This window comes from Chryseobacterium sp. CBo1 (assembly GCF_001693475.1).
Classification (GTDB): domain Bacteria; phylum Bacteroidota; class Bacteroidia; order Flavobacteriales; family Weeksellaceae; genus Chryseobacterium; species Chryseobacterium formosense.
Genome location: NZ_MAUH01000001.1, coordinates 124,317 through 137,840, shown reverse-complemented (window position 1 = coordinate 137,840; position 13,524 = coordinate 124,317). Strand labels below are relative to the sequence as shown.

Genomic DNA, 13,524 nt, shown 5'->3' with positions numbered 1-13,524 from the left:
TAATTAAACTAAAAATCCCGCTTTTCTCTGATTAAAATTTCATTAAACCTGCCATAACCCTTTATATTTCACACAATTTTCATTATATTTACTGAAAACGGGTTTATGAAAAAAACGCTGGTGGTTTTTGCCCATCCCTATCTTGAGCATTCCAATTCAAATGTAGAGATCATCAATTTCTACGTTCGTCATCAGCATTTTACCCTTCGCGATTTGTATGAAGAATATCCCGATTTTCATATTGCGGCATTTCGGGAGCGAAAAAGACTTCAGCAATACGATCGTTTTATTTTTCAGTTTCCCATCATCTGGTTCGGAATTCCACCTTTACTAAAACTATGGATTGATGAAGTTTTTGACCGAAACTGGGTAAAAGAAGGCGAAAATAATCCTCTCGAAAACAAAGAAGTTTTTATCGTTGTGACAACCGGTGGAAAAGAAAGGTCTTTTTCAAAAAACGGAACATACAAATACACGATTGAAGAAATTATCAGCGGATTGATTGTTTCTCTGAATGTTTTTAAAGCCAATATCAAAGACATTACAATCGTTTACGAAGCCAATAAACTATCAAAAAAAGAAATCATTTTACAGAAAAAGAAATTTGTCGAAATCCTGAATCAATAGCATGGAAACTACTTTAGCAATGAACACCTTATTATTTTTGGGCGTAGCCATTATTATGGTTCCGTTAGCAAGAAAATTGGGTCTAAGTTCAGTAATCGGCTATATTTTAGGTGGAATTATCATCGGACCGTACGTTTTAAAACTTACCGGAAAAGATGTAAACGACATTATGCACGCCAGTGAATTTGGAGTCATCATGCTTCTTTTTTTGGTCGGATTAGAATTAGAACCCAGGAAATTCTGGGAAATGCGGAAGAAGATTGTCGGGCTCGGTTTGACGCAAATGGTTCTTACTATTTCCATTCTATTTCTTATTTTTATTTGGGCAGGCTGGAAAGTCGACAAATCAATTGCCATTGCCATGTGTTTTGCATTATCGTCGACTGCTATTGTTTTGCAGACCTTACAGGAAAAAAACAATCTGAAAACTTTAGCCGGAGAAGCATCATTTTCTACGCTTTTATTTCAAGATATTGCTGTGATTCCGATTTTGGCAATCTTACCGATCATTGCGAATTATAAGGCTAGACATCACGATAATGAAGTTCAGGTTTTAATACAGACTCTTCCTGAATGGCTACAGTTTGCCACCGTAATTTTCGGAGTTGTTGTTTTAATTTTACTCGGAAGATATGTTTTCGTTCCATTTTTAAGATACGTTTCAAAAGCAGGAATGACAGAGTTACTAACTGCCTCTTCCCTATTTTTAGTGATCGGTGTTTCAGAACTAATGGTTGCCATTGGATTGTCTCCGGCTTTGGGAGCATTTTTAGCGGGTGTGATGTTGGCAAACAGTGAATTTCGTCATGAGCTTGAAGCACAGATCGATCCTTTCAAAGGACTTTTGCTTGCCGTATTTTTCGTGAGCGTCGGTTCCACGATGAATTTTAATGTTATTGCTCAGGATCCTGTATTCATTTTCAGTACCGTTTTTGTGGTTTTGGCAGTGAAATTTTTTGTCCTTTTTGCCATCGGAAAATTCTTTAAAATAGACACGCCACAAAGTTTATTTTATGCTTTTGCCCTTTCTCAAGTAGGAGAATTTTCTTTCGTTTTAATTAATTATGCATCAGATTTATATCTTTTCAGCGCTGAAATGAACGCACAAATGATGGCGGTTACCGCAATTACCATGTGTATCACTCCTATTCTTTTAATTATCAATGATAAACTGATTACTCCAAAATTTATTAAAGAAATTCCTGAAGAAGAATCTGCCTTCAGTATTCTTGACGGTAATATTTCTCAGAAAAAAATCATTATCGTGGGTTTTGGGCATTTCGGAAGTACAGTTGGAAGACTTTTAAAAGCCAATAAAATTACCGCAACGGTTCTCGACAGAGATTCAGACCGTGTGAAATTATTGAGAAGCTATGGTTTTAAAGTATATTATGGAGACGCTACAAGAATTCCCATCTTAAGAGCTGCAGGAATTGAAGATGCCGAAATTCTGGTTTTATGTCTTGATGATCCCGATGACAATAAATTTATTGCAGAATTGGTTCGTGAACATTATCCGAAAGTGAAAATATTTGTTCGTGCTAAAAACAGAATCGATGCTTATGCTTATCTGGACAACGGAATTGATAATATTTACCGTGAAACTTTAGGAACCGCTGTTGATATGGCAGTGGATGTTCTCCACGAAACCGGAATGCGGAAATATGCTGCCCGCAGACTTGGACAGAGATTTATGGCAATCGACAAAGCTTCCATCAGAAAACTGGCAAAATCAAAAGACGACGAAGAAATTCATCTTTTTACCACAAGAGAAATCCTCCAGCGAGAGGAGGATTTATTGGCTTATGATAATCTTAATTTAGAAAATAAAGATTGGGAAACTCAATCGACCGACGAAGAAGAGGATCAGGAGTAAAAAATTACTCCACAGTTACGCTTCCGCCGCTGCTTTCTTCTTTGCTTACCGTTGTTACATTTCCTTTTTTAATTCCTTTAACACTTGCTCCTGAAGAAGCATGACCTTCAAATTTAGAAGAGACACCGATTTCTACACTTGATGCACTTGATGCTTCAGCTTTTACATTTTCGGCAATTACCTCTTTAGCAGAAATCTCGCTTGATGAAGATGAATTAAGGGTTGCATTTTTAGTTTTTCCTGAAATGGTAACATCTGAAGCAGACGAAGCCTCGATATTCAGATTTACTGCCCATATTTCTCCTTTGAAACTTGCACTGCTTCCCGCATCAATATCCAGATCATTTGCTTCCAATTTACCTGAAATATGCGCTGCACTTGACACTTCAATATCCGTTTTGTCCTGTGTAAATTTATCTCTTACAATAATTGTTGCGGCAGAATTGGCTTCAATCTTGTTGAAATTTTTAGCATAAATTTTAGCTTTTACATTATTCGTATTCATTACACGAACCCCTGTTTTATAATGAATATGCAGTTCTCCTCCGTCATTATCAACCAAAACTTCATTAATAATATTTTCCGGTGCAGAAATCACGACTTTCTCAATATCCGACTTAATAATTTCAGCTTCAATGGCCTGGGAAACTTCAATTTCATCAAAATCTCCTTTAAATTCTTTTTGTTTTAAAGACCCGTGATCTTTGTTGGTCACATCCGGAAGCCAGGTTGATTTTTCGTTTTTGCTCTCATTTTCTTTGCACGAAGAAAAAATAATTAATCCTGAAAAAAGTAAAATTGTTTGGTATTTCATATGTAAATTTTTGATTTTCTTTTAAGGAACATATGCAATCGCTTCACCTTCATCAGTGTTTCAGTACGAAAATTCATGGCGATTTCATTTTTGATGTTTAAAAGTTTAGTTTTTAATATCTTTATACTTTAATAACAACTAAATTATGAAATCTCTTACAACTGACAAGAAAAACAATTTTTAAAATCAAAAAGAGATTCTAAACTAAATTTAAATACCATAAAATCTGCTTATGAAAAATGTTTCATCAGTATTATTAATTTCTGCTTTGGCATTCAATTATTCCTGTACTACAACAATGAAAACAAACGACATAAAACAGGAAATCCCTGTTCCTGACGCATCACTTTCTTCGAATCCTTTCATGAAGAAAAGCAAACTTCAATATGAAGCTCCGGAGTTTGATAAAATTAAAAACGAACATTTCAAACCTGCTTTTGAATTTGGTTTAAAACAACACGATGCCGAAATTTTAAAAATCGCCAACAATCCTGAAGCTCCGACTTTTGAAAATACCATCGTTGCATTAGAAAAAAGTGGCGAAGTCCTGAAAAGAGCTGTCATTGTATTTTCAAATTTAACAAGTGCAAATACAAACCCTACTTTACAGGCTTTAGACGAAGAATATGCTCCGATTTTTGCCGCACATTCCGATAAAATGTATCTGAATGAAAATCTGTACAAAAGAATTAAATCTATTTCTGAAAACGGATTAGATTCTGAAAGCAAAAGATTAGTACAGTTTTATAAACAAAATTTTGAAATTGCAGGAGCCAATCTTTCAATGGCCGACAAAGAAAAACTGAAGCAGGTCAATCAGGAAATGGCATCTCTTTCTACACAGTATTCCAACAAATTATTGGAAGCAAGAAAGCAGGGCGGTGTTTTCTTCTCTGATGCAAAAGAATTAGACGGACTTTCTGCTGATGAAATTGCCGCCGCTGCAAGTGATGCTAAAAATGCAGGCAAAGAAGGTCAGTATTTATTGGCTTTACAAAATACGACACAGCAACCTCTCTTACAGAATCTTAAAAACAGAGCAACAAGAGAAAAATTATTCAAAGCTTCGTGGACGAGAGCTGAAAAAAGTGATGCTAATGACACAAGAGAAACGATTGAAAAATTAGCCAAATTAAGACTGAAGAAAGCTCAGATTTTAGGCAAAAAAAGTTTCGCAGAATGGAAATTGCAGGATCAGATGGCAAAAAATCCGGAAGCAGCAAAGAAATTGATGGATCAGATTGCAACGCCTGCTGTAGAAACTGCAAGGCGTGAAGCAAAAGATATTCAGGATTTGATTGACCAGCAAAAAGGCGGTTTCAAAGTAGAACCTTGGGATTGGAATTTTTATGCTGAACAGGTAAGAAAAGCTAAATATGATTTAGATGAAAATCAAATCAAGCCTTATTTCGAAATCACAACGGTTCTGGAAAAAGGAGTTTTCTTCGCTGCTGAAAAATTCTATGGATTGACCTTCAAAAAAAGAACTGATCTTCCTGTTTATCATCCTGATGTTGTAACGTATGAAGTTTTCGACCATAATGGAAAATCTATCGCCATTTATTACTTGGATTTCTACACGAGAGATTCTAAAAACGGTGGAGCATGGATGAGTAACTTCGTAGAACAATCTTATTTATTAGGTACAAAGCCAGTTATTGTAAACTGTTATAATTATCAAAAACCTGCCCCGGGAAAACCTTCCTTGATCAGCTATGACGATGTGACAACCATTTTCCATGAATTTGGTCACTCGATCCACGGGATGTTTGCGAGCCAGAAATATCCTTCTCTTTCAGGAACAAATGTACCGAGAGATTTTGTAGAGTTTCCATCTCAAATCAATGAACATTGGGCTTTAGATCCGGTAGTTTTGAAAAATTATGCACTTCATTACGAAACCAAGCAACCCATTCCACAAGCTTTGGTTGATAAAATTAAAAAAGCAGCGACTTTCAATCAGGGTTACATGACCACCGAATTGGTTTCTGCAGCAGCTTTGGATATGGATTGGCATACGGTAACAAATGAAAATCAATTAACTCCGGTTTTAGATTTCGAAAAACAATCGTTGGTAAATCACGGATTTACTTTAGCAACGGTTCCTCCGAGATATCATACTCCTTATTTCGCACACATTTGGGGTGGTGGTTATTCTGCAGGATATTACGCTTATTTATGGTCTGAAACGTTGGATAACGACACCTGGGAATGGATTAAAAATAATGGCGGATTAACTCGAGAAAATGGAGACCGTTTCAGAAAATATATTCTGTCTGTCGGAAATTCAGTTGATTTGAATCAGGCATTCAGAGATTTCACAGGACATGATCCGGATATTAAGCCGTTGTTGAGAAACAGAGGGTTTATTAAATAAATTTTTTAAAGCATTCAATTTTTTGGATGCTTTTTTATTACATAAAAATAAATATATTTGATTATAAAATTTTAACCAAAGAAACTTTATTTATCTATGAAATTTTTAACTCTTTTAAGCCTTTCTTGGCAACATATATTAATTGTTTTATTAATTATTATTCCTGTATACTTTATTCCTACATTTGTGGCATCTAGTAGAAAAAAAGCAAATACAAGTGCTATTTTCATATTAAACTTATTTTTAGGATGGTCATTAATTGGTTGGGTAGTAGCTTTAGTTTGGGCTTTATCAAATAACGAAACTAACCAACAAGTAACTGTTAATTCGCAAAACAACTATACTAATATTGATCAATTGACCAAATTGAAAGAACTTCATGATAAAGGAGTAATTACAGATAAAGAATTCATAGATCAAAAAAATAAATTACTTAGTTAAAAAACTTTTAAGACTTTTGCAATTTTAAAATTATAAATAATGAACTGTCCATGCTGTTCGGGTAAAGCCTACGAAAAATGTTGTAAACCTTATCATACCGGAGAAAAAAATGCACCAACCGCCGAAGCTTTGATGCGCTCTAGATTTTCAGCATTTGCCATTCCGAATGGAGAATATTTAATGGAAACAACTTCACCGGTAAAAAGACAATTTCACAACAAAAAAGATTTACAGGAATGGGGAGAAATCAATGAATGGACGAAACTGGAAATTGTAGACGAACCATCAATGAATAAAGTGGAATTCAAAGCGTATTACACCGATGAAGATGGAGAAAAACAAGTTCATCACGAATTATCTACATTTAAAATGATTCAAAATCGTTGGTACTACGTAAGCGGAGAGTTTTTAGAATAATTGGAATTAGTTAATCGCAAAGGCGCAAAAGAAGTTGAATTCTAAACTTTTTTAAGACGCAAAGATTTTATCAAAGATAAAATTCAGTTCTAGTAATTTGAAAATCTCTGATTTTGAACTCATGTGTTCTAAATATTTTCAAAAATTCAAGTATAAACTAATGTGACTCATGTGTTAAAACCTCCCACAGATTACTCAGATTTTCACAGATTAAAAATCACTTTTAAATCTTTTTTGAACTTCTGTTTTCAATCATTTAAACTATAAAAAGTGTAAAACTTTTGTGACTTTGTGGTTAAAAACAAAAAATGTCCAGCATTTCTGCCAGACATTTTAATATTGTACAGGAACTCTTAGTGACCTTCGTTTCCGTCAATTCCGTGAGCGTGACCGTGAGATAATTCCTCTTCAGTTGCAGGACGGGTATTTAAAACTTCAACCTGGAAATCCAAAACTTTCCCAGCCATTGGATGATTTAAATCTGCTACCACAACTTCCGGTGTAACTTCTACTACAAAAGCCTGGAAATTATTCCCTTGGTTATCTGTCAAAGGTAAGATAGCTCCAACTGGCGGAATTCCGGATTCTCCGAACATATCGATTGGTAATTGTGCAATCGCATCTTCCTGTTTTTCACCATACGCTTCTTCTGGCTGAATAACGAAAGCTGCTGTATCGCCCGCTTTCAAACCGTGAATATTTTGCTCAAACTTAGGAATCATCATTCCCATTCCATATAAAAATGTAAGCGGATTTTCTTCTGTTGTCTCTTCTACAAGAACTTTAGATCCATCTTCTTCGATCGTGTGAAGAATATACTTTACAGCTACAACGTGATTGTTTTCGATTGTCATATTTTTCTTTTTTTCGTGAATTTATCCTCACGATTAACGGCACAAATATAATGTTTTTGAAATAATTGGTTTTAGAAACAAATTAATAAATCATCAAAAATTACCCTATATTATCTCTTTCCGCTTTCTTTTTCTGCCTTAAAACATAAAGGTATAAACTCTCTACTTTCGTTCTTGCCCAATCTGTTTTCCGCAAAAACTTTAGCGAAGAGCTGATGCTCGGATTATCTGTAAAACACTTAATATTAATTTGCTTCCCCAATTCCTCAAAACCATCATAATATTCTACCAGTTCTTCGAGAATAGCATCAAGTCTTTTTCCGTGAAGCGGGTCTTTAGATTGTTGTTCCATGATGTAAAAATAGAGATAAAATTATATTTAGTAACAAACAAGGCCGTTTTACCTTTATGTAAATCGCATTTGACTGCAAACAAGGTTGTTTTGAATTAATGAAAATATTCAATGCTATTCTGTTTTTTCTTTTGATTCTGTTTTATCTTTATTTTTAAGAATATTTTCTGCCATATTTTTAAAATTCTCAGTTTTCATAATCACAAGCTTATTATTCGAATTCCAGATACTGACATATTTTTTAGAAACAACAGTATAAGAATCCCAATTGGTAAGATTATGATAAAGCATCAATGTACAGATATCCGTAGGAGTAATGGTTAACCATTTTTCAATAACATGAGAGTGAACTCCACTTACGGTTTTTCCAACTTTTTCGTCATGGATATTGGTTGGTATCATAGAATTATGAAGTTTTTCAACATTTTTCACTTCATTTTTATTATTAAAAGTAAGCAAATAATCATTTCCGAAAACAACAACATTGTTTACAGATGGTCCGGTTAAAACATAAACCTTTTTAACATTTTTTCGAATGAGAGGAACAATATTAAAACTTGTATTCTGATAAGATTTAAAAATAGTATCTGTTTTAATTCTCGACAAAGCATTCTGTCTGATAGAAAAATATTCTGCTTCAGTTGGTGTAAAATCTCGTTCTTTTAAATCTAAATTTGCGTCCTTTGGATTGTAATTTGTGGGAAAAGCGATTGTTGCAATAACCTTGTTTTCCTTTGAAAAGAAAATACACTTTGGAACCGATTCGTCTATGTAAGAAAAATATCCGCCTACATTTTCCATGTTCTCATAACTAGCCCCGAAAACATCCGTTCCATACCAACTTGCCATTTCACTGCGGTAAAGAGCAATTCCTTCTTCATTGATTTCATTTGAAAGCTTTTCTAAATTTTGTGCCTGAAACGATACTGCTAACAAAACAACAAGTACTGCTAAAATATTTTTCATGATAATTGTTTTTTCAAAAATAGGGAATAAGATTTTCATTGAAAAATTGTACTTTTTTTTTTGCTTTTTTTTTACGTTTGAAGAATATTTTTCTTAAAAATTGAGCACCTAATTAAGTCACATTAATTTTTTCTCTCTAAAGAATAGATTAATTTAGCAAGACCAAATTTCTAAGTAAAATTTATCTAAAATAGAGTTGAGATGAGCAGGAATACCGACTCCAACAGAAAATTACACAAAAAAAAGATCGACAATAAAAAAAGGAAAATTCAGGAAGCCGAACTGAAAAGGAAAAACCGTTTGAAGGAAATGCGTGAAAATAGAAAAGAAAAATCAGACGAGAAGCAAGAAAACGAAGATTAAATACATGAAAATTCTACACACCGCCGATTGGCATTTAGGTAAACGTCTTGACCGTTTTTCCAGACTGGAAGAACAGGTTTTGGTGATGGAAGAAATTGTTCAGATTGCCGATGAACAGAATGTTGATTTAATTTTGATTGCCGGAGATTTGTTTGATAATTTTAATCCGGGTGTGGAAGCCATAGAACTTTTTTATAAAACCTTAAAGCGTTTATCTTTAAATGGAAAACGTCCCGTTATTGCTATCTCGGGAAATCACGATTCTCCAAACCTGATTGATGCACCCGACCCTTTAGCAAGAGAATGCGGCATTATTTTAATTGGTCATCCGAAGGCGACCGTTCAGCCTTTTGAACTCGAACATTTTAAAATTTCAAAATCTGCAGAAGGATTTATCGAAATGGAACTTCAACATCAGAATTTCCCCATCAGAATTCTTCACACGCCTTATGCCAATGAAATTCGTCTGAAAGAATATTTCGGAGAAGACAAAGAAGCTGAACTGAACAATGTTTTAGCTGAACATTGGAAGAAAAATGCAGATTATTTTTGTGATGAAAACGGAGTCAATCTTTTGATGACGCATTTGTATATAAATAAAAAAGGAGCTCCAATATTAGAAGAACCGGAAGGCGAAAAACCCATCAAAATCGGAAATGCAGACTTAGTTTTTTCTGATATTATTCCACCACAGATTCAATATACCGCGTTGGGGCATTTACATGGTTTTCAGAATATCGGAACGGATGAAAAACCTGTGATTTATTCGTCGTCTCCACTTTGCTACAGCTTTAGTGAAGCAGGACAGACGAAATATGTTTCCATTATTGATATCAAACCCAATCAACAAGTTTCGTTTGAAAAAATTGCTTTGCAAAACGGCAAAAAATTAGTCAGAAAAACATTTAATTCTATCGAAAATACAGTGGAATGGCTTAATGAAAATCCAAATACATTGGTCGAACTGGCTTTAGAGAGCGAAACGTTTTTAACCGCTGATGAGAGAAAAAGACTGTATCAATCGCATAGCGGAATTGTTCATCTGATTCCGAAGATAAAAAATCAGGAAACTCACGAAAGCAATCTGAGTGAAATTAATCTCAATCAGGATATACAAACGTTGTTTAAAGATTATTTTAAATCTAAAAACGGTGGTCAGGAAGCAAATGAAGAGCTCATTAATTTGTTTAATGAAATCGCTTCCGAAAAATAATTTATCTAAAATATTTTTAACCCATTAAGAAATTTTAGACTGCAAGATATTTTAAGATTCAGATAAATCTGAATTAAGCAGTTCGCTTAATGAATATCGTTAGATATTTCCTTAACCTAAACTTTACTACTTAATAAATCTTAATGGTTTAAATTTAAATATTCTCTTTATGATTCCAATTCAATTGACTTTAGAAGGTCTATATTCTTATCAGGAAAGGCAAAAAATCGATTTCGAAAATCTTACGGAAGCCGGACTTTTCGGCATTTTCGGTTCGGTCGGTTCCGGAAAATCTTCTATTTTGGAAGCCATTTCTTTTGCATTGTACGGTGAAACTGAACGCTTGAATGCAAGAGATAAGCGCACATACAATATGATGAATCTGAAATCAAACAAATCGTATATCGAGTTTGATTTTTTGAATTATGAAAATAAAAAATTCCGTGCGACGAGAGAATTCAGACGAAATTCTAAGAATTTTGAAGATGTAAAAACACCCACCGTTACGTTTTACGAATGGAAAAATGAAAACTGGATTCCTCTGGAACATTCTAATGCGGAAAAATTAGTGGGATTGAGTTATGCAAATTTTAAGCGAACCATCATTATTCCTCAAGGTCAGTTTAAAGAATTTCTGGAACTCGGCGCAACGGAACGAACCAATATGATGAAGGAAATTTTCAGTCTTCAGCGTTTTGATCTGCAGAATAATGTTTCGGTGTTAAATGCAAAAAACAGATCAGAACTCGATCAGTTGGAAGGTCAGCTAAAAGGTTTTGAAGAAGTGAATGAAGAACAGATTTCGGCTCAGAAAGAACATTTAAAAACGGAGCAGCAAAAGTTTGAAGAAGTACAGAACGTTTTCAGAGAAACAGAAGAAAAATATGTAAAACTGAAAACCTTAAAAGATGATTTTGAGATGTTGCATCAGAAAAAATCTGATTTTGAAAAACTGACTCAACAGAAATCTGAGATTGATATTTTAGAAACAAAGACAGAGCTTTACGATAGCGTTTTTAGGATTTTTACGCCTTTAGTTTCTGAAAAAAATAAACTTGCTAAAGAAATTTATGAACAGCAGAAAAGTAAAGAACAGCAGTTTAAAATTTTACAGGAAACTGAAATTCAGTTTGAAAATACGAAGAATAAGCTTTCAGCAATTCAACCGAAATATGAAGCTTTACATCAGTCTAAAATTCAGGAAAATGATTTGAGTCTGATTCTTCAGATGCTTAAATTTTCGGATGAGATCGAAACTTTAAAAGAACGAACTAAAAAAGGCTCGGAAAAAGTAAAAGAAGTTGAAGCCAACCAAAAGTTAATTCAAAATAAGATTGAAGAACTTTCAAAAAATGCTGAACTTTTAAAGCCTAAAAAATTAGATTCCAATTTACTTTTAAATGTTGGGAATTGGTTTTCAGAAAGGCAAAAATTAACCGAAACATTACAAATTCAAGCAGGAAAAATTGATTCAAAAAAACTTGAAACCCAAAAAATTCTTGATGAATTAAAACCATTTAAAATCAATCCTGAAACTTTTAAAAATGATTTTAAAACTCAGATTGAAACTTTAGAAAATCAAAGAAAAACAATTTCTGAAAAACGAAATCACCTTGAAGTTCAACAGAAACTGGCACATTTTGCCAACGAATTACATGACGGAGAATCCTGCCCGCTTTGTGGCGCTTTGGAACATCCGAATATTGTGCATTTTGATGATGTGAATTCAGAATTAAATGAAATTCAGAAGCAGATTGAGCAGCTTGAAATTCAAAAAGAACATATTCAGAAACAATTATTAGAAATCGAGAAAATTCTAGACCGGAAAAAGATTTTTGAAGAACAGTTGAAATCGGAAGAAGAAAGTTTAAAGCAGATCCAAAATAACATTGATGAGCATTTAAAAGGCTTTATCTGGAAAGAATTTAGTTCAGAAAATCAAAATGATTTCGAGGAAAAAAGACAGCAATCTTTTTCCATTGAAAAACAAATTGATGAGCTAAATCGGCAAATTTCTTTGGAACAAAAAAATCTGGACAAAGAAAGGGAAAATCTCGACAGTTACAATAAGGCGTTGGAAAAATTCAGGCTTGATGAAGCAAAAAAAGAAGAGCAGATCAAAACCAACGAAAGGAATTTAAAGGTTTTAGAATGGAGTAATTACAAGGAAAAAGTGATTGTTGATGTGGAAGAAACTTACATTAAACTTGCACATTCAAATCTTGAAACTGAGCAGAATTATAATCAATTCATCAAAGAAGAAAAAGAAATTTCGCCCAAATTAGCCGAACAAAAAACGATTGTTCATCAATTGGAAAAACGGATTTCAGAACTGGAAAAAGAAATTTCAGAGAATACAAATCAGATTGAAAAAGCTTTGTCTGAACAGCAATTCAGCACTGTGGAAGAAGTCTATCAAATTCTTGCTCAGGAAATCAATGTTCGGGAAATAAGAAATCAGATTCAGCAATTCAGAATTCAGTTTGAAACGTTGAAAAACAGTATTCTTGAACTGGAAAATAAGCTTAAAGATTTTTCATTTAACGATGAAGAATTTTTAACCATTGAAAATCAGTTCAAAACTTTTGAAAATGATTTAAAAACTGCCAACGATTCTGTGGTAAAAATCGCAACAGAAATTGAAAGGCTTGAAAAAGAATTCAGGAAAAAAGAAAATCTTTTAAAGGATTTGGCGCTACTTCAGAAACGTGCAGAAAACCTGAAAATCATGACCAATCTCTTTAAAGGAGCTGGTTTTGTGCAGTATGTTTCCTCTATTTATCTTCGTCAGTTATGTGACCATGCCAATGTTCGTTTTCATCGGATGACGAGAAATCAACTAAGTTTACAGTTTAACGAAAATAACGATTTTGAAATTATCGATTATCTGAATGAAGGCCGAAGCCGAAGTGTAAAAACGCTTTCCGGAGGACAGGCTTTTCAGGTTTCTTTGAGTCTTGCGTTGGCTTTGGCTGAGAGTGTTCAAACCAATGCGCAGTCGGAGAAAAATTTCTTTTTCATCGATGAAGGTTTTGGAACTCAGGATGTGGAATCGGTGAATATTGTGTTTGAAACGCTGATGAATCTTCAGAAAGAAAACCGAATTGTAGGAATTATTTCGCATGTGGAAGAATTGAAAGAGAAAATTCCGGTATCGCTGAATATTACGAAAGATGAGGAAAAGGGAAGTTTGATCGAGATTGTTTGATTTTTGACACAAACTT

General features: G+C 33.8%; 12 protein-coding genes. 8 read left to right on the top strand and 4 right to left on the bottom strand.

Features of this window, described 5'->3' with window-relative positions:
* The first annotated feature begins 105 nt into the window (after positions 1-105).
* Positions 106-627, top strand: a complete 522-nt coding sequence (locus BA768_RS00715) for an NAD(P)H-dependent oxidoreductase (protein ID WP_034678178.1) — start codon at positions 106-108, stop codon at positions 625-627.
* 1 nt (position 628) lies between these two features.
* Positions 629-2,503 carry a monovalent cation:proton antiporter-2 (CPA2) family protein gene (locus tag BA768_RS00710; RefSeq protein WP_065719315.1) on the top strand — a complete coding sequence of 625 codons (1,875 nt, stop codon included), beginning with the start codon at positions 629-631 and terminating at the stop codon, positions 2,501-2,503.
* 4 nt (positions 2,504-2,507) lie between these two features.
* On the opposite strand, the gene BA768_RS00705 is transcribed toward BA768_RS00710, so the two are convergent.
* Complete coding sequence (locus BA768_RS00705) at positions 2,508-3,317, bottom strand: head GIN domain-containing protein (protein ID WP_065719314.1); 810 nt, start codon at positions 3,315-3,317, stop codon at positions 2,508-2,510.
* Between the two features lie 232 nt (positions 3,318-3,549).
* On the opposite strand from BA768_RS00705, the gene BA768_RS00700 reads away from it, so the two are divergent.
* From BA768_RS00700 to BA768_RS00690, 3 genes are all read left to right on the top strand, one after another.
* Positions 3,550-5,694 carry a M3 family metallopeptidase gene (locus tag BA768_RS00700; protein WP_065719313.1) on the top strand — a complete coding sequence of 715 codons (2,145 nt, stop codon included), beginning with the start codon at positions 3,550-3,552 and terminating at the stop codon, positions 5,692-5,694.
* Between the two features lie 96 nt (positions 5,695-5,790).
* Positions 5,791-6,135, top strand: a complete 345-nt coding sequence (locus tag BA768_RS00695) for a superinfection immunity protein (RefSeq protein ID WP_065719312.1) — start codon at positions 5,791-5,793, stop codon at positions 6,133-6,135.
* A 39-nt stretch (positions 6,136-6,174) separates the two neighbouring features.
* On the top strand, positions 6,175-6,552 hold the full coding sequence (locus BA768_RS00690; protein ID WP_065719311.1) for a YchJ family protein: 378 nt from the start codon (positions 6,175-6,177) through the stop codon (positions 6,550-6,552).
* A 353-nt stretch (positions 6,553-6,905) separates the two neighbouring features.
* Here BA768_RS00690 and BA768_RS00685 read toward each other — a convergent pair whose 3' ends face one another.
* From BA768_RS00685 to BA768_RS00675, 3 genes are all read right to left on the bottom strand, one after another.
* Complete coding sequence (locus BA768_RS00685; RefSeq protein WP_034678173.1) at positions 6,906-7,406, bottom strand: peptidylprolyl isomerase; 501 nt, start codon at positions 7,404-7,406, stop codon at positions 6,906-6,908.
* Positions 7,407-7,506: 100 nt separating this feature from the next.
* A complete protein-coding gene (locus tag BA768_RS00680; RefSeq protein ID WP_034678172.1) occupies positions 7,507-7,758 on the bottom strand; it encodes a VF530 family DNA-binding protein in 252 nt (83 codons plus the stop codon).
* 114 nt (positions 7,759-7,872) lie between these two features.
* Positions 7,873-8,724, bottom strand: coding sequence for a hypothetical protein (locus tag BA768_RS00675; protein ID WP_065719566.1), 852 nt, complete (start codon positions 8,722-8,724; stop codon positions 7,873-7,875).
* A 201-nt stretch (positions 8,725-8,925) separates the two neighbouring features.
* On the opposite strand from BA768_RS00675, the gene BA768_RS21175 reads away from it, so the two are divergent.
* The 3 genes from BA768_RS21175 to BA768_RS00665 all read left to right on the top strand — a co-directional run bounded on the left by BA768_RS21175 (position 8,926) and on the right by BA768_RS00665 (position 13,508).
* On the top strand, positions 8,926-9,087 hold the full coding sequence (locus BA768_RS21175) for a hypothetical protein (RefSeq protein ID WP_165571786.1): 162 nt from the start codon (positions 8,926-8,928) through the stop codon (positions 9,085-9,087).
* A gap of 4 nt (positions 9,088-9,091) precedes the next feature.
* Positions 9,092-10,300, top strand: coding sequence for an exonuclease SbcCD subunit D (locus BA768_RS00670; protein WP_065719310.1), 1,209 nt, complete (start codon positions 9,092-9,094; stop codon positions 10,298-10,300).
* 169 nt (positions 10,301-10,469) lie between these two features.
* A complete protein-coding gene (locus tag BA768_RS00665) occupies positions 10,470-13,508 on the top strand; it encodes an AAA family ATPase (protein WP_065719309.1) in 3,039 nt (1,012 codons plus the stop codon).
* Positions 13,509-13,524 lie beyond the last annotated feature (16 nt).